The organism is Shewanella sp. ALD9 (genome assembly GCF_002836315.1).
Taxonomy (GTDB): domain Bacteria; phylum Pseudomonadota; class Gammaproteobacteria; order Enterobacterales; family Shewanellaceae; genus Shewanella.
In genome coordinates this window covers 46,983-70,621 of the sequence record NZ_PJCD01000001.1, presented here as the reverse complement: position 1 = coordinate 70,621, position 23,639 = coordinate 46,983, and the positions used below count along the sequence as shown (strand labels likewise).

General features: G+C 44.6%; 12 protein-coding genes, 1 tRNA gene and 3 rRNA genes. 4 read left to right on the top strand and 12 right to left on the bottom strand.

All coding sequences use genetic code 11. The features are described 5' to 3' along the window. Positions 1–92 precede the first annotated feature (92 nt). The 7 genes from CXF88_RS00375 to argC all read right to left on the bottom strand — a co-directional run bounded on the left by CXF88_RS00375 (position 93) and on the right by argC (position 8,390). Complete coding sequence (locus tag CXF88_RS00375) at positions 93–1,148, bottom strand: hypothetical protein (protein WP_101084823.1); 1,056 nt, start codon at positions 1,146–1,148, stop codon at positions 93–95. Between the two features lie 6 nt (positions 1,149–1,154). After that, on the bottom strand, positions 1,155–2,204 hold the full coding sequence (locus CXF88_RS00370; protein WP_101084822.1) for a hypothetical protein: 1,050 nt from the start codon (positions 2,202–2,204) through the stop codon (positions 1,155–1,157). A 641-nt stretch (positions 2,205–2,845) separates the two neighbouring features. Further along, on the bottom strand, positions 2,846–4,210 hold the full coding sequence (gene argH / locus CXF88_RS00365; RefSeq protein WP_101084821.1) for an argininosuccinate lyase: 1,365 nt from the start codon (positions 4,208–4,210) through the stop codon (positions 2,846–2,848). A gap of 152 nt (positions 4,211–4,362) precedes the next feature. Then, the gene (locus CXF88_RS00360) at positions 4,363–5,586 is read right to left on the bottom strand and encodes an argininosuccinate synthase (protein ID WP_101084820.1); all 1,224 of its coding nucleotides are present in this window, start codon (positions 5,584–5,586) and stop codon (positions 4,363–4,365) included. Between the two features lie 93 nt (positions 5,587–5,679). Beyond that, a complete protein-coding gene (locus tag CXF88_RS00355) occupies positions 5,680–6,585 on the bottom strand; it encodes an ornithine carbamoyltransferase (protein WP_101084819.1) in 906 nt (301 codons plus the stop codon). A gap of 14 nt (positions 6,586–6,599) precedes the next feature. Further along, positions 6,600–7,379 (bottom strand): acetylglutamate kinase, encoded by a 780-nt coding sequence (argB, locus tag CXF88_RS00350; RefSeq protein ID WP_101084818.1) that lies wholly within the window; start codon positions 7,377–7,379, stop codon positions 6,600–6,602. 30 nt (positions 7,380–7,409) lie between these two features. Next, on the bottom strand, positions 7,410–8,390 hold the full coding sequence (gene argC, locus CXF88_RS00345; RefSeq protein WP_101084817.1) for an N-acetyl-gamma-glutamyl-phosphate reductase: 981 nt from the start codon (positions 8,388–8,390) through the stop codon (positions 7,410–7,412). 263 nt (positions 8,391–8,653) lie between these two features. Between argC and argE the strand changes: the two genes are divergently transcribed. The 4 genes from argE (at position 8,654) to CXF88_RS00325 (ending at position 16,387) form a co-directional block, all read left to right on the top strand. Next, the gene (gene argE, locus CXF88_RS00340; protein WP_011635680.1) at positions 8,654–9,805 is read left to right on the top strand and encodes an acetylornithine deacetylase; all 1,152 of its coding nucleotides are present in this window, start codon (positions 8,654–8,656) and stop codon (positions 9,803–9,805) included. A gap of 152 nt (positions 9,806–9,957) precedes the next feature. After that, entirely contained in the window at positions 9,958–12,606 is a 2,649-nt protein-coding gene (ppc, locus tag CXF88_RS00335; protein WP_101084816.1) for a phosphoenolpyruvate carboxylase, read from the top strand. Beyond that, a complete protein-coding gene (locus tag CXF88_RS00330; RefSeq protein ID WP_101084815.1) occupies positions 12,603–13,142 on the top strand; it encodes a DUF1439 domain-containing protein in 540 nt (179 codons plus the stop codon). Before ppc ends, CXF88_RS00330 begins: the two co-directional genes overlap by 4 nt. A 185-nt stretch (positions 13,143–13,327) precedes the next feature. Beyond that, a complete protein-coding gene (locus CXF88_RS00325) occupies positions 13,328–16,387 on the top strand; it encodes a DUF2339 domain-containing protein (protein ID WP_101084814.1) in 3,060 nt (1,019 codons plus the stop codon). 50 nt (positions 16,388–16,437) lie between these two features. Here the strand turns inward: CXF88_RS00325 and CXF88_RS00320 are convergent, their stop codons facing one another. From CXF88_RS00320 to CXF88_RS00300, 5 genes are all read right to left on the bottom strand, one after another. Beyond that, positions 16,438–17,712, bottom strand: coding sequence for a CinA family nicotinamide mononucleotide deamidase-related protein (locus tag CXF88_RS00320; protein ID WP_101084813.1), 1,275 nt, complete (start codon positions 17,710–17,712; stop codon positions 16,438–16,440). A gap of 562 nt (positions 17,713–18,274) precedes the next feature. Next, a tRNA-Asp gene (locus CXF88_RS00315) sits at positions 18,275–18,351 on the bottom strand. A 105-nt stretch (positions 18,352–18,456) separates the two neighbouring features. Next, positions 18,457–18,572, bottom strand: a 5S ribosomal RNA gene (rrf, locus tag CXF88_RS00310). Between the two features lie 203 nt (positions 18,573–18,775). Next, positions 18,776–21,680, bottom strand: a 23S ribosomal RNA gene (locus tag CXF88_RS00305). A 377-nt stretch (positions 21,681–22,057) separates the two neighbouring features. Next, positions 22,058–23,600 (bottom strand): 16S ribosomal RNA (locus tag CXF88_RS00300). Together the 16S, 23S and 5S rRNA genes with 1 tRNA gene alongside form the textbook arrangement of a ribosomal RNA operon. Between the last annotated feature and the right edge of the window lie 39 nt (positions 23,601–23,639).

The window sequence follows — 23,639 nt, the reverse complement described above, 5'->3', positions numbered from 1 at the left end:
ATCATGGCAACTTTGACGTTATTTGTGCATAAAAAAGCCCACGTTATTGGCTAACGCGGGCTTTAGATAATGTAAGCAACAATGATTACCCCCTAGTCTGTTGCCATTTTTTGCAAAAACTCAAGTCGCTGCATTTCTTGCTCATCGGGTTGCCATGGCTCATCAGACAACGACTCAACCGCAAAATCACCTAACTGGTAGGCAGGTTCCTCACTGTGGCCGTACTGAGTTAACTCACCGGGAACTGCAGGGCGGCGCTCCAGTACAAATGTACTCAGAACATAAGGGCCTTTATATTGCGCTAACACCCCTTTATAGGCTTTAAGATCCAGCACCACAGAGCCTTCAGTCAGCTTGTCTGAACCCGTTAGCAAGGCAATCGGCTGCTTATCTGCTGTATATAGATTGGCCCGTAAACGATAATAACCCGCTTGATCAACATCCAATTTAACTGGTATCAACATATCACTGCCTTCAGCGCGGATATCCTCCACTCCGGTTATGGTTGCCGTAGGATGACTATATTCTATGCCTGTTTTTAACGTTTGTTTTTTGCCCTTAGCGCTAAAGGTAACACTGACCTCCATTGGACCATTCCAATCGTCTTCAGCATTCAGTTGTATCGCCCATTTTCCATCGGCACCTAGCATGGTTCCGCTAATGAATGGCTCCGATCCACTTGTAAGCTCACTACGTAATGCTGCACTTGCCCCAGCAACAAGCAAGCCATTAACGTCGAGATTAATAACCACTGGTTCAGGAAAACTAAAACGATACTTAGGCAACACTATGCTGGCACTGGCTCCATCTTGGAGCTGCACCGGCTGAGGAATGTAAGCATTGGGGTTAAGTAAGTGCGTATCATCAACCGATAAAGGCATTGAGTAAGATGGCAACTCAAGTTCGCTAGCATAAGCCTCTGCCATAAGCTGAAAACTATCACTGATCGGCTGTGGAAGCTTTTCAACCACGGTCATCGTTTTAGTTTGCATGTGTTTTACTACTTTCAGTTTGGTTGGCGCTGTATCATCTTGCTCGATAACGGCAGCACTCTGAGGTGGCTCAAGTGCCGACTCAGAAGTGTAAACCCAAAACCCTACTGCCGTAGCGAGTAGGGATATTGTTATAATGATTTTTTTATATTTCATATACGCTTAGTTAGCTGCCTGATACACAAGTGCTGACATACTGGTTTTGTTCGAATGATTAACCACTCTATAACGTGAACTAAATATCCACCAGCCACGTTTTTCATCATAGGTGCTGAATTGTAAGTTATCGCCATTGAGATAACTGGCGCGACTGTTAGCAGAAGTTACTTCATCTTTAGCGCTATTTAAAATAGTGTCACCATGGCTATAACCTTCACTCATCAACATTGGATAGTGATAAGGCATAAATCCGCTCGGGCCATTAGTCGAGGTGAGCTTGCCATCAAATGCTACACTGCGCGAACAACTGTTGTAACTGCCAACGGCCGCGGCACCACAACTAGAATGGCTGGCAACAACGCCATCATCTTCGCCGGGTAAAAATGCCCCTGTCACACCGAGAAAGTCAGAGCCTGCCCCAGCAAAACGTAAACGTGGCACTCGGCTTTCGGGAAACGCTGCCAATTGGCGTGCAGTATTTACGCGTAAATCATTCAATACCCCAATATTGGATGACGATGGCAGTTCTCCTAACCATAACGAGACAGCTAGTTTTAATGTTGCATCTATCAAACCTGAACCACTGGCGACATTAACCGCCAAATCAGCCAATTCAACCCCACCACCCGCGCCAGAAAAGTCAAATGTAGCGACAATATTAAGCGGCTTTAAACCTGCGTTTTGCAACCATAGCGCTTGGTTATCAATAATATAGCGCATCACTAAATCGCCAGTAGAATGGGTCACAAATACACAACCGCTGGCACATGTCCCCTCACGCGACAACTGTTGCAATTTAGGCCACACATATAGACTGGTTATTTTATTGGCAATACGCTCTTGCGATGGCCAATCAATGCGTGCATCAGCGCGATCACGCCAATATTGCGCCCAGTACTCTGAACCATTGTCAGTTACCTGTGTACCTGTCGGCTTACTTTGTAAATTATCCGGTTGAAAGCCATGCACTAACACTACTGGGTAGCTACCAACGGCTGCTTGAGCTGCGCCAGTTAATAAGCCTGCCAACAGTAAAAGTATCGATTTTGTCATTGGGTTGTCCTCTTATTTTATCTGCTGCAGCGCCAACAGCACTGTTAACAGAACTTTATTATTTTGTTACTCATATTGGATTTTTATTACAACTCAAACATCAACATAGAGCAGAATCAAAACAATGCAACCACAAAAATTCGGCCTATTTATTGTCAAAATAGACCGAGTGTTTGAATTAACAGATAACAATTTAAACCGACTAGCATTCCGGTATTTAACGGTAGGCAATAACAACTCAAATGGGACGTTATGGTATTTGACACAGATGTTTTAAGTAATTACTCAAACTTGTAAAAAAAATTAATCGTGTATTGGCATGGCTATCTTATGAGTGATATCGATGAGTAAAATCGATAACTAGAGTGGTGACAGACTGATGTGCATTGATCCTAAATTGAATACATAAGAGCGATACAAACGACCACAACCTCTGCATACGCAGCATGGTTAAATAAATGACTGCTCTATAGTGTGTTCTAGCTATGGATTATGGTTTATGGTTTATGGTTTATGGTTTATGGTTTATGGTTTATGGTTTATGGTTTATGGTAGCGAAAACAAACAAGCCCCGCCGATGAATATCAACAGGGCTTGGTTACTAATATCTACCTCGATGCTATCGAAATAAGTACTTATCGTTATGCTTTTTTAGCTGCTATGGCTGCTTGCACTTGATTGATAGCGGTGCCACCTAATACATCACGTTTTTCTAAACACGCTTCAATCGTAAGGTTTGGATACACATCATCGCTAATCACGTTGGCAAATTTCTGTAGCTCAGCCACGCTTAAGTCTTCGATCGGCTTTTGTTCACCAATGGCAAATACCACCACCTCACCCACTACATGGTGTGCTTCACGGAACGGCATACCTTTAGCCACAAGATAATCCGCAAGTTCGGTTGCATTAGCATAACCTTGTTGCGCCGCGACCAAGGCTTGTGGACGATTTACTTTTAAGCCCGACAATACTAATGCTGCCATATCTAAACAAATAGCCCAGCTGTCGACCACGTCAAATAAGCCTTCTTTATCTTCTTGCATGTCTTTGTTGTAAGCCAATGGCAAGGCTTTCATGGTCGTTAAAATCCCCATTAAGCTGCCGTAAACACGGCCGGTTTTACCACGAATAAGCTCTAACGCATCTGGGTTTTTCTTTTGTGGCATCAGTGATGAGCCAGAAGTGACTTCATCGGCTAATGAGATAAAATTAGCTTCACCAGAGTTGAAGAATATTAAATCTTCGGCCATACGGCTTAAATGCATCATGCTGATTGACGCAGCGCTGCATAATTCAACCACGTGATCGCGATCCGACACACTGTCTAAGCTGTTTAAGGTTGGGCGAGCAAAGTTTAACGCTGACGCTAACGCGTGGCGATCAATCGGATAAGCGGTACCGGCTAGTGCGCCAGAACCTAATGGACATGAATCGGCACGGCTTAATGCATCTTGTAGGCGGCTAATATCACGCTCATACATTTCAACATAAGCCAGCGCCCAGTGACCAAATGTAACCGGCTGAGCACGCTGTAAATGGGTGTAACCCGGCATCACTGCGTCAACTTCACGCTCAGCTAATGCAATTAACTCTGCATGCAATGTACCTAAACGTGCGAGTAATGCTGTACCTTCTTTTTTGCACCACAGCTTTAAATCTGTGGCGACTTGGTCGTTACGCGAACGGCCCGTGTGGAGTTTTTTGCCTAAATCGCCCACTTTGGCAATCAGCTTTTGTTCAACAAAGCTGTGTATATCTTCGGCGCCGTTGCTGATAATCGCTTGCGGATCGTTACCCACTTCCACCAGCAGCTCATTTAACGCTGCTTTTAAATCGATACATTCTTTTGCAGTAATAATACCGACGCTAGCAATGGCATCTGCCCATGCAATAGAGCCGACAACGTCTTGTTCAAATAAGCGGTAATCCACTGGCAGTGAGTCATTAAACAACTTGAAAAGTGCACTGGTTTCGCCCTGAAATCTTCCGCCCCATAACGCCATGTCGGTATCCTCTGTGTTGAAAACTGTTTTAAGAACTGGGTATTTAATAATATAGCTGTAAGTCTTATTCTCTTTCTTGTAATGACTCTCTGTTTGCCAAAAGTCATTATAAGAAAGGCGCTTTGCAGCGCCTTTTATCGTTGCCGTTTACTCTATTTAGTGTTTAGCGCGCGAATACGGCTCGCTAAAGAATATAAACGGATAAAGCCTTCAGCGTGTTTTTGATCGTATACGTCATCTTCGCCAAACGTTGCGAAAGCTTCTGAATACAAGCTGTTTGGCGAACGTTTTTTAACGGCTGTCGCTTGGCCTTTATACAGCTTAATCACTACATCACCATTAACCGATTCTGCTAATGATTCTGACGCTGCGATAAGTGATTTACATAAAGGGGTAAACCAACGACCGTCGTACACTAGGTGCGACATTTGCCCAGCAATTTGCTCGCGCCACGTACGGCTAGTTTTGTCTAAAACTAATTCTTCAATGGCACGCAGACCAGCAAACATTACGGTGCCGCCTGGTGTTTCATAACAACCACGAGACTTCATGCCCACTAAACGGTTTTCGGTAATATCGATACGACCTACACCGTGTTTGCCAGCAATGTCGTTTAGCTTCATGAGTGCAGCATATGGCGATAATGCTTCGTCATTTACATGAGTCACACGACCATGCTTAACCGCTAACGAGACATATTCAGGCTCATTTGGTGCATCTTCTGGTGCTACTGTTAATGTCCACACGCCTTTTGATGGCTCGTTCCATGGATCTTCTAACTCACCACCTTCGTGCGAAATGTGCCATGCGTTGGCATCACGGCTATAAATTTTGGTCGCTGAAGCACTGGTTTTGATATCACGCTCTGCAAGGTAAGCCAATAAGTCTTCACGGCTACGCATTTCCCACTCACGCCAAGGCGCAATCACTTTTAAGTCTGGTGCTAATGCAGCAAAACAACCTTCAAAACGAACTTGGTCGTTACCTTTACCGGTACAACCATGACATACCGCATCAGCGCCGACTTTACGGGCGACTTCTACTTGCGCTTTAGCAATAATAGGACGCGCCATTGACGTACCTAACAAGTATGTACCTTCGTAAATAGCACCCGTTGCAATAGTTGGGTAAATATAATCAGCAACAAACTCTTCTTTTAGATCGACGATATGGCACTCAGAAGCACCTGACGCTAAGGCTTTTTCTGTTAAGCCAACGAGCTCTTCTTCACCTTGGCCGACGTCGGCACAAAATGCGATGATTTCACAGTCGTCATAAGTTTCTTTTAACCACGGGATAATAGCCGAGGTGTCTAAACCACCTGAATATGCCAATACCACTTTTTTAACACCGTTTTTTTTCACTGCATTAGACATGTTTATTTCCTAAAATCGATTACGTATATTTTCAATTTAAATAACGCCAGAGGCACTATTGACTTAATCTTTTGAATAACTTAAATAAGGTGACTAACTTAATAAGGTCACTAATACTGCATTTTGCGCATGCATGCGGTTTTCTGCTTGATGTAAAATCAATGAACCTTCGCCATCCATCACTTCATCTGTCACTTCCACACCACGATGTGCTGGCAAGCAATGCATAAAGAATTTAGCACCAGCTTGAGCCATTAGCTCACTATTAACTTGGTATGGTGCAAAACGGGCTTTAATGTCAGCAAGCGGTGTTTCATCACCCATAGAAATCCATGTATCTGTATAAATAGCATCATGGCCTTCAATGGCATTAATGTCTGCACTTAGAGTTAACTTGCCACCATTTTGCTTTGCTAACGCCTGAGCTTCTGTCACGATTAGTGCATCAGGGAATGCCCCTTCAGGGCAAATCACTGTCATGGTCATGCCTAAAATCGCTGCACCATAAATCAGTGAGTGGGTGACGTTATTACCATCGCCAACATAAGCCAGTTTTGCTTGGCTGACGTCATCAAATTGCTCTGATAGTGTTAAAAAGTCAGCTAGCGCTTGGCATGGATGGTACAAGTCAGACAAAGCATTAATCACCGGCACGCTGCCATGTTTAGCTAATTGTTCTATGGTGGTGTGCGAGTAAGTTCTTGCCACAATAGCATCGGCCCAGCATGAAATGTTTGTCGCAAAATCAGCTACCGTTTCGCGTTGTCCCAACGCACCATTTTGTTGGTCTAAGTATAAGCAGTGACCACCTAATTTATTAATGCCAATGTCAAAGCTGACTCGGGTGCGCAGTGATGGCTTTTCAAACAGCATCACAACGCTTTTACCATCTAAGGCGCGACGGTACTCAGCGGGATTATTCTTAATTTTTTTAGCCAGATCAATGATGGCTAAAAGCTGAGATTGAGTTAACTCTTTTATCGACAATAGGTGCTGCATATACTACTACTCCATTAAGGTTGTATTTGAGTCCCGACGGACCCACCTTTGACTAAGGTTTTTAACTGTTCGGCATCGCGCCATGAAGCAACTTGCACGGGTTTACCCATCCATTGAGCAACTTCCAATGCGGCTTCTACTTTGACTTTCATGCCTTTCTCAATCACCCCTTGGGCAACAAGATGTTCAATTTCACTTTTGTTTAAACTCTGTATTAACTGACCTTTACCATCTAACACACCCGATACGTCTGACAATAACACCAACGTACCGTTAACTAATTTTGCTAAGGCTGTTGCGGCTTGATCTGCGTTGACGTTTAACATGTCGCCTTGGCTAGAAATGGCAATCGAGCTACAAATTGGCATCCAGCCCTGGCTTAAAATAAAGTTTAAGTAGGTCGCGTCTTTTGGCTCAACTTCGCCCACAAGTCCTAAACGCTCATCTTTGATTTTTGCAGTAACAACATTGCCGTCGCCTAAGCTCATGCCTACGCTAACAATGCCAGCTTTAGCTGCAGCTGCTTGTAAAATTTTGTTTGAGGTACCTGCTAGCGCGCCAACAATAATAGGAATTTGATCTTCTGGCGTAACACGTAAACCGTCTAATTTAACCGTTTCTTTGCCATTAGCGGTTAATTGCTCATCAACCAAACAACCACCGCCATGGACTAATATGACTTGTTGACCCGCAGCAAGCATTTCGGCTGCTGCTGCCATTAAACGCGCCATGCCCATTTCGCATTGAAGCAACGCACCACCGACTTTTAAGACTAATACTGATTTTGTAGCCATTATTTTTATTCCTTAACTAATGCGAGTTAATTACACACCGAAATGGATTTTAATGCACTGTAGACCTTGGCTAGCAGCACCTTTCATTAAATTGTCTATCGCACTGGCGACCACCAAATAACCGCTGTTGGCATCATACTTCCAACCTAAATGACAATTGGGGGTGTTAACCACATCATCAACTTTAGGGAATTGATTGTGCTTTACTGTCACTATTGGCGCGTTGTCGTACACGCTATACGCTTTAGCGACATCGGCTTCTGTAGTGCCTGGTTTGAGTTGCACGGTAATCGTTGCCAAAATACCACGCTTAAAGTTGCCTAAATGCGGCGTAAAAATAACTTCCTGACCTAAATGTGTCGCAATCTCAGGCTGATGTCTGTGACCCAATACACCGTATGGCGTAAGGCTAACTTCGCAGAAACTGGTATGTAACTGTGCTTTACGACCTGCACCTGTTACACCACTCACGGCATTAATGACTGGATACATTTCAGTTAAGAATGGTTTAAGCGGTTTTAGTGCAGTAAGTGATGCCGTAGGATAACAACCTGGTACAGCAATCATTCTTGTTTGTTTAATTTGTTCGCTGTTCCACTCTGCTAAGCCATACACCGCCTGAGCTAATACATCAGGGTGAGTATGTTCAAAACCGTACCATTTTGGATATTGCGCCACATCGGCAAAACGATATGCACCGCTTAAGTCAAATACCGCTAAACCTTGCTGGTAAAACCATGCGGCAAGCTCTAGGCTAACTGAATGCTCAGTCGCTAAAACCACGGCATCGGCTTCGGCAACAATTTTCTTTTTAGCGTCATCTGATAACGGCGAAAGCGTATAAGCCATGTGACTATATGTAGGGTAAAGGTCGGCTAATTTACGGCCTTTATCTAAACTGTTTTCCGACACATACAACCCTTGAACGCTGAAGTTGCTGTCTGCGTTAATTAACGAAGTAATTTGTGCACCGGTATAACCACTGGCGCCAATAATTGCGATGCTTTTCATAAGTTTGTTTTCTTGTTAAATAATGAGGGAAAGTGTCAGCATAGCCTATTTAGACGGGGGCCGCCTAATTTTGAACTATCGTCGCAGGAAGTTCGCGTTGATTATTGATATAGTGGTTTTAGCAGTAAGAAAGCACATGTTTATTTTCATTTCTATCGTTCTATTTATGGTGTCGGTTAATGCTGTTTGCTAGACTATCACACAATATTAATTATGCAATATATGTGAATAAGTATTTTGCATATTATTTTTTAGGATAACCCATGAGCACACTACCAGATCTAAAAAGTTGTTTTACACAGCTGATTGCAGCGCCATCAGTCAGTGCACTCGAAGCAGAACACGATATGAGTAATCATGCAGTTATCAACTTGTTGCAAAATTGGTTCAGTGAGCTGGGTTTTGAATGCGAAACCCCCACGGTAGAAGACTCGCGTAATAAACAGAACTTGATTGCCAGAATCGGCAGCGGCAGTGGTGGGCTTTTACTTGCGGGCCATACAGATACTGTGCCCTTTGACGAAGGCCGTTGGAGCCAAAGTCCATTTGAGATGGTTGAAAAAGACAATCGTTGGTACGGCTTAGGCACTTGCGACATGAAAGGCTTTTTTGCATTAGTACTCGAAGCATTAAAAGACATGCCACTTGATCAATTCAAACGTCCGCTGACTATTTTTGCTAGTGCAGATGAAGAAACCACCATGAGCGGCGCTAAAGCATTTGCCGACTCAAAAGTTATCGCACCTGATTATGCGGTTATTGGTGAACCCACCAGCTTAAAACCTGTCTATATGCATAAGGGGCATTTAGCCCAAGGGATCCGCGTAATTGGTCGAAGTGGTCATTCATCTGATCCTGCTCGCGGCTTAAATGCTATTGAAGTCATGCATAAAGTCATTAGCCAGCTAATGAAGCTAAAGCAGCACTTAAGCGAAAACTATCGCGAAGATGCGTTTACTGTTCCCTACCCAACCATGAACTTTGGCCATATTCATGGCGGTGATGCCGCTAACCGTATTTGTGGTTGTTGTGATTTACACTTAGATATTCGCCCTTTACCGGGAATGGAGTTAGCGGATCTGGAATTAATGGTGTTGAACTACTTATCTGACATCAGTAAAGAGTATCCTGGCAGCATAAGTGTCAGTACTTTGTACCCAGGCGCAGAATCGTTTGCAGGAAAAGCAGATAATCCATGGACCAAACTCGTTGCAGAATTGTCTGGCAACGAAGCAGAAGTGGTCAACTATTCAACTGAAGCACCTTATATCAACAAACTAGGTTGCCAAACTTTAGTACTTGGGCCGGGCAGTATTAACCAGGCCCACCAACCAGATGAATTTATTGGCTTAGAATACTTAACGCCAACGGTAGAATTGATCAAAAAAATGATTTTTCATGCCTGCATTAAGTAAACATCAATAATCGGTGAAAGTTAAATCAAAATGTAACTTTTTTACGAAATAAAATTACAAAATACAGTGCCTGCGTATTGACCGATTTTGATACGCTGGGTATTGTGATGTAAGAGTTATTGGCAAAATCGTTCTTTTTTTCGGGAGTAAGTATGACAGAGCAAACGGCAGATATGTATGCGTCACTTCGATCAAATGTGGGGCATTTAGGCCAGATATTAGGCGAAACAATGCAAAACCATTTAGGCGATGCATTTTTAGAAAAAGTAGAACAAATTCGAATTTTAGCAAAAAAATCTCGCCAGGGTGACGAAGCCTCTCGTGAGCAAATGTTGGCATTATTAACCGCTTTACCAGACGAAGAACTGGTCCCTTTCGCCAAAGCCTTCAACCAATTTTTAAACTTAGCCAATATCGCAGAACAATTTCACACCATTAGCCGTAATTGCGACGAACTCGTGTGTGTGCCCGATCCAGTAGAGCAACTACTTGGACGCATGCTTGATACTGATTTAGATAAAAAAGATGTCATTAAGAGCTTAAAAAACTTAGACATCGATTTAGTATTAACAGCGCATCCAACCGAGATTTCACGCCGCACGCTAATTCAAAAATATGCGGCTGTAGTTGATTGCTTAACGGAACAAGAAAACAGCCAACTGACTGATCGCGAACGCCAACAAAGCACTCTGCGTCTGCGTCAGCTTATTGCCCAAATTTGGCACACCAACGAAATTCGTAACGAACGCCCAACTCCTGTAGATGAAGCACGTTGGGGGTTAAGCACTATCGAAACGTCTTTGTGGCAAGCTATTCCTGACTTTCTGCGTCAACTCAATGATCAAGTTGAGCAAAAGACCGGCCAGCAATTACCTATTGATGTCTCTCCGGTGAGATTTTCAAGCTGGATGGGCGGAGACCGCGACGGAAATCCGTTTGTAACGTCTCTCGTCACCCAAGAAGTACTCGATCGCAATCGTCATGCCGCAGCAAGATTGTACTTAAAAGATATTGTGAGCTTGCTTGGCGAATTGTCGATGGAACAAGCGAATGCTGAATTGTCAGCGTTAACAGATAACAGTAAAGAACCGTACCGCGATGTGTTACGCAAATTACGCTGCCAATTACGTGACACCATCGATTACCTTAATGCACGTCTTGAAGGTAAAAAACCTGATGTTGATACCAGCGAGCTAATTTGGCATAAATCAGATTTGCTTGAACCGCTTGAACTACTTTATAAGAGTTTGACCGATTGCGGTATGAAGCTGATTGCTAATGGCCTGTTACTCGATATATTACGTCGTTTAGCGTGTTTTGGTATTCACATGTTACGCCTAGATATTCGTCAAGATGCTACCCGCCATAGTGACGTGATTGCTGAACTGACTCGTTATTTGGGCATGGGTGATTACAACCATTGGGACGAAAATGAAAAACAAGCGTTTTTACTGCGCGAGTTAACCAGCAAACGTCCACTGATCCCAACAAATTGGAAACCGACGGATGATGTCGCTGAAGTTGTCAGAACCTGCAACTTAGTCGCCCAGCAGCCTGTTAATGCACTGGGCTCTTATGTGATATCAATGGCCAGCAAGCCATCTGACGTATTAACCGTATTATTACTGCTAAAAGAAGCCGGTTGCACTAATCCAATGCGCGTAGTGCCATTATTCGAAACCCTCGCTGACTTAGAGGGTGCCGCGGACTGTATGACTTCGCTACTGAATATTGATTGGTATCGTGGTTACACCAAAGGCATGCAAGAAGTGATGATTGGTTATTCTGACTCAGCCAAAGATGCTGGCGTAATGGCAGCTGCCTGGGCGCAGTATCGTGCACAAGAGCAGTTAGTTGCTGTGTGTAAAAAAGCTGACGTTAAATTGATGTTGTTCCATGGTCGTGGCGGTTCTATCGGCCGTGGGGGCGGACCAGCTCATAAAGCCATTTTATCGCAACCACCAGGTTCGGTAGATGGTCGCATCCGTGTGACAGAACAAGGCGAAATGATCCGCTTTAAGTTTGGCTTACCAAAATTAGCGGTACAAAGTTTAGCGCTATATACCTCAGCGGTATTAGAAGCGACATTGTTACCACCACCGGAGCCTAAAAAATCGTGGCGTGATTGCATGCAGCGTATTGCTGAAGAATCAGTACTGCATTATCGCGGAATCGTCCGTGAAGAACCGGACTTTGTTGAGTATTTTAGATCTGCCACACCAGAAGTTGAGCTCGGTAAGTTGCCACTAGGCAGTCGCCCAGCTAAACGTAAAGTTGATGGTGGTATTGAAAGCTTACGCGCGATTCCGTGGATTTTTGCTTGGTCACAAAACCGCTTAATGCTACCCGCTTGGCTTGGTGCGGGTGAAGCACTACAAGATGCGGCAGATCGTGGCGAGTTAGCATTATTGCGTGAAATGGAAGAGCAATGGCCTTTCTTTGAAACCCGTATTTCAATGCTCGAAATGGTCTACACCAAAGCAGAGCCTAACTTAGCCAAGTACTACGAGCTATGTTTAGTGAAGCCAGAGTTACATCATTTAGGTGAGAAGTTACGTCAACGTCTGCAATTGGGTATTGAAGCAGTATTATCATTAACCCAAGCGACAGAGTTAATGTCACATACGCCTTGGAGCCGTGAGTCTGTTAAACTGCGCAACCCTTACATAGATCCACTTAACTTCTTACAAACCGAGCTATTAGCCCGTACACGTAGAGAAGTTGAGCCGTCTGCAGATGTTCAGCTAGCACTTATGCTGACCATTGCCGGCGTTGCAGCAGGAATGAGAAACACTGGATGATAACCTTGGTTAAAACCCTTGGACTGGGATTGTTATTGGTACTGACTGGCTGTGCCAGTCAGTACAGCATCACCGAGTCTGAAATTGAACAGTACCTTAATAAAGACATGCATTTTGAGGTAAAACAGGGCAACAAGTTAATTGGTGTATCACTTAAGCTAAATGATATGCAGGTCGTGTTAGGCGCTAAGCCAAATACCATGGCTGTCACAGCTGCGACTGTGATTACCGTGAATAACCCGTTACTACCTATTCACGCTAAGCTTAAAACTACGTTCGAAGCTGTGCCTTGGTATGACAGTAATACCAAGAGTGTCTATCTTCGACAGTTAAACTTAGTCAAGGTTGAGTCCGAACCCGCCGATATTGAGCGTTACATCAGCCAGGCAACACCACAATTGATGGGGTTTTTACGTAATTACCTTGAAAACCAGCCAGTGTATACCTTAGACACTCGCGACAGTAATCAAGCGTTAATGGCTAAAATGACCAAAGAAATTGCCGTACAACAAGGCAAACTGGTGGTTAAGTTTTAACGTTATAATCGTAGTAGCAGAAAGCACCTTAGGGTGCTTTTTTATTGCTTCAAACTCATCTACATGCACATCGAAAATAAAGGCTGAACATCTCAAGTATCAGAAAACTGAGCATTTCCTAATCAATCAGAACCACGTACAATAACTTGGCAATATTGGAGTGCATAATAATCATGGGATAAATGATGCCGTTAATGGATGACGTAGCAAAACTAAAAGCACAACTGGCGGAGTTTACTTCACAGCAAGGCGCTCAGCAAGCCGATGTAAATCGACAATTGGCTCAGTTCAGTCAACAACTTGATGCTTTGGCCCAACAGGTACAAGCGCAAAATAATAATGAACAACCGATAGCCTTGCCTGCTGAAAACTTACATGCCCCAGTGCATGAGAGTCGAGAAAACGATTCGAGCGGCAGTATCGTAGCCGATAAACCTCAATACTCGTCTTCTGCTTGGGAGCGCCAACCGTTAGATATAAGTCATTCAGCGTTAACATCATCTCTATCAGAACAACAAACTTCGGTAGTCGCAAAGTCACCCGCTAGACAAAGTGCCCTAAGTGCGATGGTTACTCAATTAGCTGACGCTATCGGTGAGTTCAGTGCGTCAGCATTTGCTCCCATTTCTGGGTTAACCGAACAAGCAAAAGAATTCTATCAGCATTATCAAAGTAAAGGGTTAGGGCCTGTATTTTTGATGACGGTTGCAGGCATTATTACCCTGACATTAGGTTTTGGTTATTTACTGCAGTTTTCAATTAACAACTGGTTTTCAGAACTGGGTAAAGCGTTATTAGGTTTAGGCGTAGCAAATAGTATTATTGTTGGTGGAGTATTTATTCGGCAAAAACGCCCAGGAATGCAAGACTTCGGCTCAGGCCTAGTTGGCCTTGGGCTTATTCTTAATTATTTGTGCCTATATTTCCTTGGACCGTACTTTAATCTTATTCCTGATATTGCCTGCTTTGGCTTGTTATTGCTTAATACGATATTGGGTTATAGCTTATCGTTTAAACTCGACACCAAAGTTGTCGCGATTGTCGCTTTACTTGGCGGATCACTCGCGCCATTGATGCTACTTGATGGTGGACAAACGCCGCTATTGTACCTGCCTTATTTAATGCTTATCGGTATTTGCTCGATGGTACAAAGCCACAAATTAGCTTGGCCAATACTCATCGAAATTACCGCCTTACTCCATATAGCTTGCATACAAATACTCAGCTTATTTATTCAATTGCCGCTGTCTGTCATTGATTGGCAAACCGGCCTAGCAGTATTAATGATCAATGGGCTGTTCTACCTCTACAGTATTGCCAGCTTATTATTTGTCATCAAGTCTGCATTAACACCAAGGCTGCTAGCGGTTCCAATCGCACTTATGGTTTTTACTCTCTACACCCTAACGGAGTGGAGCATTTTTGCTGGTGAGCTATTTGCACTTAATGCATTGCTGTGTGGGTTGCTATATTGGGTAATTAAACGCGATAAAGATATTAGTGCCCTAGCCTTGGCTTTTGCCGGAAGCTTTGCTGGTTTTGCCGCACTGTTTTTACTCAGCGTCGAACTGATGGGTTTAGTGCTGTTATTAGAGGGATTATTGTTACTGTGGATCGGCTGTAAACAGTTGTTTAGCCCTATTAGAGCAGAAGCCTATGTCTTACTCGTACTAGGCATAATCGGCAGCTTTGCTAACGTCTTTGATGTGCTAGCTCTGTCACGCTATGACAATGATGGCCTATTAGGATATCAAGCATTATTAATTATATCGATGACACTAACCTGTGCGATGACTTTTGTAGCGCAAAAGCTTCTGAGCCGCCATCAAGCTGATTTAATGCAATTTGAACACCTAGTAGTACGGTTTATCCGCGAGTTACTTGGAGTGCTCTATACAGTAACCTTGTTACTCATTAGCTTCTTTATCACCGAGCAATATTGGCTTAATACATTACCATTAATCAGCTTTTTACTACTGTACATGAGTGCTAAATACACCCTACGTTTTAGCGAAGTATTAGCCTGGTTATTGCAACTACCGTTATTAGGGTTAGTTATTTTTGGCATGATAGACGCTGATAGTCTTAGCTTTGCCGACCAAGCAATGAACGCTAAATTAGCCCGTTTTGAACTCTTTATCGGATTACTATTGGCGTATTATTGGTACAAAAAATATTATGCCAATGCCAAGTTAATCCACGTTGCTTACTATGTTCAGTTAGCATGTTATCTCGCGCTACCATTACTATTATTGCCCAAAGTCATACGCAGCTATCCTGACTACATTGCTATCTCATTATGGTTAAGCAGTATGATGAGTCTAGGTTTGGCTTACTTTATTAATCACAAGAGTCTTCGCTATGAGTCGCAAATACTCACGGTATTAGCAACCATGGTTACAGCAGCAATGTGCCTAGCAGAATTGTGGCAAGGACTTGCTGCATTGACAATAGGATTGCTATTACTCGGATTAATTAGTGTACGCTATGTACAATTACCAAAAAAGTGGCAGCAAATTACTACGCTACAATGGCACATTGCTCCATATTATATTGCCTTAGTCATAGCCGTACTAAGTCAAACTCTCACTAACTTAATCCATCCATCATGGGCAATAACAGCGTTAATCATCTGTGGATATTTTAGTGTTATTACCGAAAGAAACACACGCATAGGTCAACATTTTAAGCAGGCCTTAGCACCAAGTTATAGCTTGGCGTATTTTGCTATTTTTGCTTGTGCCATTTTACCCATCCTATTTCACAGCGAAACACAACTCACCCTTAATATTGATAATGTTCTGACCAATTTAGCAGAGCTTGGAGTGCTGATTTTATTAGGTCGTTATTTGTTAACAGCAAGATTAGGTATTAGAGCACACAGAAAAATTATCTCTTATGTCACGCTTAAGTGGGCTTGGCATGCTTTATTGGTGATAAGTTATTTACTGTGGAGCTATCAATTCGACCTAATTATTGCTGCACCAATGAGTGCAGTGCTGTTAGTTGTGCATGCTAGTGTGGTGATGTTTATAAGCTTACGGCCTCAACAAGCAAGCCTAGTCAGGCTAGCAGCATTACTATTTGCTTTGGCATGTATCAAAGTGATTGTTGTTGATATGGCGTCATTTGAATTAATTCAAAAAATCGTCGCCTTTATTTTGATTGGCGTTATTTTATTAACGGTTGCTTACTTTTATCAAAAAGCGAAAAACAGTCAATTGGCTGATGACCTTACAGCCTAGTCATTAAATCTAGCTTGCTTACACCAATGGTAAGCAAGCTAGAAATACACTTACTTGGCGAATCTAGGTATCGACGGGTAATCAACAATAACGGCTTCTTCAAGTAGTGCACGACGAAGCATATCGTAAGCAATTGCCGTACTCATACTTCTCACAAGCTGACGTGAGCGCTTTGGTAACTTGACCATTTGACTGTATACGCCATGTTTAGTTGCTAATGCTATAGCGACTGTTCCAACGGGCTTATCATCTGAGCCTCCGTCAGGGCCAGCAATACCACTAGTAGCTAAAGCATAATCACTATCAAGAATACCTCGTACGCCTTGCGCCATCGCCTCAACAGTAGCAATAGACACTGCACCATGATCATCTAAGATCTGTGGATTAACGCCCAGCACTTTCACTTTAGATTCATTACTGTAGGTCACTAAACCATGATGCAAGTACGATGAACTCCCTGCAAAGTCGATCAATTGACTGGTGATCATGCCACCTGTGCAAGACTCTGCCACACTAAGACTAAAACCAGATTGGTATAATCGATGATGGATCTCTGCTGCTAATGTTGGCCGATTTTCAGCAACAACCGCACAACCTAATAAAGCTTTAACCTGCTTTGTTACATCAGGTAGCTGACGGATAGCTTTTTCACCACGAGCAAAAATCTTAATTTCAATGTGTGGCATAGATGAGCGATAACCTAGCTCAATGCCTTGTGGCAAAGTGATGTCTGACAATGTATCTGCTAATGATGACTCACCGTGACCAATTGTAAGTAATTTTTCTAAAGCCGATTTTTGTTGTACACCGAACTCTTGAGTAATAAACGGAATAAACTGTTCAGTGATCATGTGCTTTAATTCAAACGGCACGCCTGGAGTAAAGAATAACCATGCGTTATTCAGCTTCACTCTAAAGCCACATGCTGTCCCAACAGGATTATCTACCATCACAGCAGAAGCTGGTAACCAAGCCTGCTTTAAATTACTCTTGGCCATTACACGATTATTACGCGTAAACCAATCTTCCAAATGTTCACGCCATTGCACATTTTCGACAAGGTCTTCACCTTTAGCTTTCGCCATGGCTAACGCAGACATATCATCACTGGTAGGCCCCAATCCACCATTAACAATAATGATATCTGCATGCTTACTGCGTTCTTGGAATGCAGCAACAAGGTCATCCATTCGATCGCCAACCGTCACTCGATGTTGCATCTCGATACCTAACTCCATCAAAGTATTCGCAACCCAAGCAGCATTGGTATCGACTATTTGGCCAGAGAGTACCTCTTCACCAGTACAAATCATTTCTAACTTCATCATTATTCCTAATCCCATGCTATTGGCACTTAAGTTAGGGGAGCAATATGTGAATGGCAAGACAATAGATCGCATTTATCCAAAATTAGCCAATAAAAGACTTAATGAATTACAACAACTCAACAGTAATATCTCAAAAATAGCTAAATTGATTATTTTGATATTGATTCAATGTATTAAAGTATTATCAAAAATGAAAGACAATACAAAATAATGTCGGACAAATTACAAAGCCTATTGCCGCTTAATGAAACAGAAATGTCGCGGTTGATTTTCACATACGAAAAAGGCCTTTGCATTGCAGCAAAGGCCTTCATCTTAAGGTGGCAGTGCGGACGCTGCTTATAATAAAGAATGAACTAGTCATCTGGCGTGACTGGTCACTTTCTATTGATTGAGAGTCAACCGTCCAAATAGATTGGATGAATGCAAAGCAATACCGGGAACGTTATTGGACCAATTAAATTAATGCAGCGCTTGTGGCTGTTGATATCTGTTCGGGAAAAATGGGTAAGCTTCAGATACAAAAAAGCCTCGTCGTTAGACGAGGCTTCTATGTAATTGGCGGAGCGGACGGGACTCGAACCCGCGACCCCCGGCGTGACAGGCCGGTATTCTAACCAACTGAACTACCGCTCCTTTAGCAAATTGCTTACGCACGATGCTAAATGCTTTTTAAGTCGCTAACGTGTCATGGTTAGGAGACTTGCTTCATAATGAAGCTACTCTTTCGAGTAATTAGGCGCCTGGAAATGACCTACTCTCGCATGGGGAGACCCCAAACTACCATCGGCGATACTGTGTTTCACTTCTGAGTTCGGAATGGGATCAGGTGGTGCCACAGCTCTATGGTTTCCAGACAAATTTTGTTTATCTAACGCACTATTCTTGATGCATTAAATAATAATTCGGAAAGCTGATTGCTTTTACTCTTATTAAGAGTCTTGAGTTCGACAAGTACACGGATGTACTTGATGTCATAAACGCATGGAGCATTTTATGACCACTGTTTAAGCGCCTCATTCTAATACTAAGTCGTATCAGTAAAACCCATCTGGGTTGTATGGTTAAGCCTCACGGGTCATTAGTACAAGTTAGCTCAACGCCTCACAACGCTTACACACCTTGCCTATCAACGTAGTAGTCTCCTACGGCCCTTTAGAGAGCTTAAAGCTCTAGGGATGACTCATCTTAGGGCTCGCTTCCCGCTTAGATGCTTTCAGCGGTTATCGATTCCGAACGTAGCTACCGGGCAATGCCATTGGCATGACAACCCGAACACCAGCGGTTCGTCCACTCCGGTCCTCTCGTACTAGGAGCAGCTCCCTTCAATCATCCAACGCCCACGGCAGATAGGGACCGAACTGTCTCACGACGTTCTGAACCCAGCTCGCGTACCACTTTAAATGGCGAACAGCCATACCCTTGGGACCGACTTCAGCCCCAGGATGTGATGAGCCGACATCGAGGTGCCAAACACCGCCGTCGATATGAACTCTTGGGCGGTATCAGCCTGTTATCCCCGGAGTACCTTTTATCCGTTGAGCGATGGCCCTTCCATTCAGAACCACCGGATCACTATGACCTACTTTCGTACCTGCTCGACGTGTATGTCTCGCAGTTAAGCTGGCTTATGCCATTGCACTAACCGTACGATGTCCGACCGTACTTAGCCAACCTTCGTGCTCCTCCGTTACTCTTTGGGAGGAGACCGCCCCAGTCAAACTACCCACCAGGCACTGTCCTCAACCCCGATAAGGGGCCAGAGTTAGAACATCAAAACTACAAGGGTGGTATTTCAAGATTGACTCCACTCAGACTAGCGTCCAAGCTTCAAAGTCTCCCACCTATCCTACACATGTAGGTTCAATGTTCAGTGCCAAGCTATAGTAAAGGTTCACGGGGTCTTTCCGTCTAGCCGCGGGTATACGGCATCTTCACCGCAATTTCAACTTCACTGAGTCTCGGCTGGAGACAGCGTGGCCATCATTACGCCATTCGTGCAGGTCGGAACTTACCCGACAAGGAATTTCGCTACCTTAGGACCGTTATAGTTACGGCCGCCGTTTACCGGGGCTTCGATCATGAGCTTCTCCGAAGATAACCCAATCAATTAACCTTCCGGCACCGGGCAGGCGTCACACCGTATACGTCATCTTGCGATTTTGCACAGTGCTGTGTTTTTGATAAACAGTTGCAGCCACCTGGTATCTGCGACTCCCGTCAGCTTAGAGAGCAAGTCTCATCACCAACAAGAGCGTACCTTCTCCCGAAGTTACGGTACCATTTTGCCTAGTTCCTTCAGCCGAGTTCTCTCAAGCGCCTTGGTATTCTCTACCCGACCACCTGTGTCGGTTTGGGGTACGATTCCCACTAACCTGAAGCTTAGAAGATTTTCCTGGAAGCATGGCATCAACTACTTCATCACCTTAGTGACTCGTCATCAGCTCTCAGCCTGTACATTAAAGTACGATTTCCCGGATTTGCCTAAGAAATCAACCTACCACCTTAAACGCGGACTACCAACGCCGCGCTAGCCTAGCCTTCTCCGTCTCTCCATCGCAGTTAGCGGAAGTACAGAAATATTAATCTGTTTCCCATCGATTACGCCTTTCGGCCTCACCTTAGGGGTCGACTCACCCTGCCCCGATTAACGTTGGACAGGAACCCTTGGTCTTCCGGCGAGGGAGTTTTTCACTCCCTTTATCGTTACTCATGTCAGCATTCGCACTTCTGATACGTCCAGTGTGGGTTACCCCTTCACCTTCAACCGCTTACAGAACGCTCCTCTACCGCGCACTTCCTAAGAAATGCACCCGTAGCTTCGGTGGTATGTTTAGCCCCGTTAAATCTTCCGCGCAGGCCGACTCGACTAGTGAGCTATTACGCTTTCTTTAAATGATGGCTGCTTCTAAGCCAACATCCTAGCTGTCTAAGCCTTCCCACATCGTTTCCCACTTAACATACACTTTGGGACCTTAGCTGACGGTCTGGGTTGTTTCCCTTTTGACAACGGACGTTAGCACCCGCTGTCTGTCTCCCGAGTAGTACTCATTGGTATTCGGAGTTTGCAAAGGGTTGGTAAGTCGGGATGACCCCCTAGCCTTAACAGTGCTCTACCCCCAATGGTATTCGCTCGAGGCGCTACCTAAATAGCTTTCGAGGAGAACCAGATATCTCCGAGTTTGATTGGCCTTTCACCCCCAGCCACAAGTCATCCGCTCATTTTTCAACATAAGTCGGTTCGGTCCTCCAGTTGATGTTACTCAACCTTCAACCTGCCCATGGCTAGATCACTCGGTTTCGGGTCTACACCTTGCAACTAAACGCGCAGTTAACACTCGGTTTCCCTACGGCTCCGCTATTCGCTTAACCTCGCTACAAAATGTAAGTCGCTGACCCATTATACAAAAGGTACGCAGTCACGGTCTCAAGAACCGCTCCCACTGCTTGTACGTATACGGTTTCAGGTTCTATTTCACTCCCCTCACAGGGGTTCTTTTCGCCTTTCCCTCACGGTACTGGTTCACTATCGGTCAGTCAGGAGTATTTAGCCTTGGAGGATGGTCCCCCCATATTCAAACAGGATGTCACGTGTCCCGCCTTACTCGTTTTCATCTATGGTTAGTTTTCATGTACGGGGCTATCACCCTGTGCCGCTGTGCTTTCCAACACATTCCACTAACACCCCATAGACTTAAGGGCTAATCCCCGTTCGCTCGCCGCTACTAGGGGAATCTCGGTTGATTTCTTTTCCTCCGGGTACTTAGATGTTTCAGTTCCCCGGGTTTGCCTCACTACACTATGTATTCATGTAGTGATAACAGCTTATGCTGCTGGGTTTCCCCATTCGGATATCGTTAGCTCAAATGCTTATTACTAGCTCGCCAACGCTTTTCGCAAGTTATTACGTCCTTCATCGCCTCTGACTGCCAAGGCATCCACCGTATACGCTTGGTCACTTAACCATACAACCCAAATGAGTTTCACTTGCGTGAACATCTGGGTCATATCATGACCAGCTGGTTTTTACTTGTCTCACCTCCGACCAGGAAGTGGACTCGCCTTAGTTTTTTAGAATATTCAAGACACTTAAACAGTGTTTTGAGAACTCAAGTGTTAATGCTTTCGCATTAACGTTTTTCGCACTAACATCATCACATCAATAACAACGAATCGTCATTCATGCGCCTTTAGTTAGTACTATCAGCTTTCCAAATTGTTAAAGAACAACACTTAACCGGCAAGCGGTGTGTTTCACTCTACTTCCGAAGAAGTTAACAAGTAATCTGTGTGAACACTCACATGCATCTCTGCACTTTAGGTATTGAGTTAGTCGTATAGGTAAGGAGGTGATCCAGCCCCAGGTTCCCCTAGGGCTACCTTGTTACGACTTCACCCCAGTCATGAACCACAAAGTGGTGAGCGTTCTCCCGAAGGTTAAACTACCCACTTCTTTTGCAGCCCACTCCCATGGTGTGACGGGCGGTGTGTACAAGGCCCGGGAACGTATTCACCGTGGCATTCTGATCCACGATTACTAGCGATTCCGACTTCACGGAGTCGAGTTGCAGACTCCGATCCGGACTACGACGTACTTTGTGAGATTAGCTCCACCTCGCGGCTTTGCAACCCTCTGTATACGCCATTGTAGCACGTGTGTAGCCCTACTCGTAAGGGCCATGATGACTTGACGTCGTCCCCACCTTCCTCCGGTTTATCACCGGCAGTCTCCCTAGAGTTCCCACCATTACGTGCTGGCAAATAAGGATAGGGGTTGCGCTCGTTGCGGGACTTAACCCAACATTTCACAACACGAGCTGACGACAGCCATGCAGCACCTGTCTCACAGTTCCCGAAGGCACAAGTCCATCTCTGGTCTCTTCTGTGGATGTCAAGAGTAGGTAAGGTTCTTCGCGTTGCATCGAATTAAACCACATGCTCCACCGCTTGTGCGGGCCCCCGTCAATTCATTTGAGTTTTAACCTTGCGGCCGTACTCCCCAGGCGGTCTACTTAATGCGTTAGCTTGGGAGCCCAGTGACTAAGTCACCAAACTCCGAGTAGACATCGTTTACGGCGTGGACTACCAGGGTATCTAATCCTGTTTGCTCCCCACGCTTTCGTGCATGAGCGTCAGTCTTTGTCCAGGGGGCCGCCTTCGCCACCGGTATTCCTCCAGATATCTACGCATTTCACCGCTACACCTGGAATTCTACCCCCCTCTACAAGACTCTAGTTCGCCAGTTCCAAATGCAATTCCCAGGTTGAGCCCGGGGATTTCACATCTGGCTTAACAAACCGCCTGCGCACGCTTTACGCCCAGTAATTCCGATTAACGCTCGGACCCTCCGTATTACCGCGGCTGCTGGCACGGAGTTAGCCGGTCCTTCTTCTGTAGGTAACGTCACAGTAATAGTTTATTAAACTATTACCTTTCCTCCCTACTGAAAGTGCTTTACAACCCGAAGGCCTTCTTCACACACGCGGCATGGCTGCATCAGGGTTTCCCCCATTGTGCAATATTCCCCACTGCTGCCTCCCGTAGGAGTCTGGGCCGTGTCTCAGTCCCAGTGTGGCTGATCATCCTCTCAGAACAGCTAGGGATCGTCGCCTTGGTGAGCCATTACCTCACCAACTAGCTAATCCCACCTAGGTTCATCCAATCGCGGAAGGCCCGAAGGTCCCCTCCTTTCCCCCGTAGGGCGTATGCGGTATTAGCAGTCGTTTCCAACTGTTATCCCCCTCGACTGGGCAGATCCCTAGGCATTACTCACCCGTCCGCCGCTCGTCACCTCAGAAGCAAGCTCCCTTGTGTTACCGCTCGACTTGCATGTGTTAGGCCTGCCGCCAGCGTTCAATCTGAGCCATGATCAAACTCTTCAATTAAAGTTCTTTTGAAAACCCCACTCTTATAAATAAGAACAA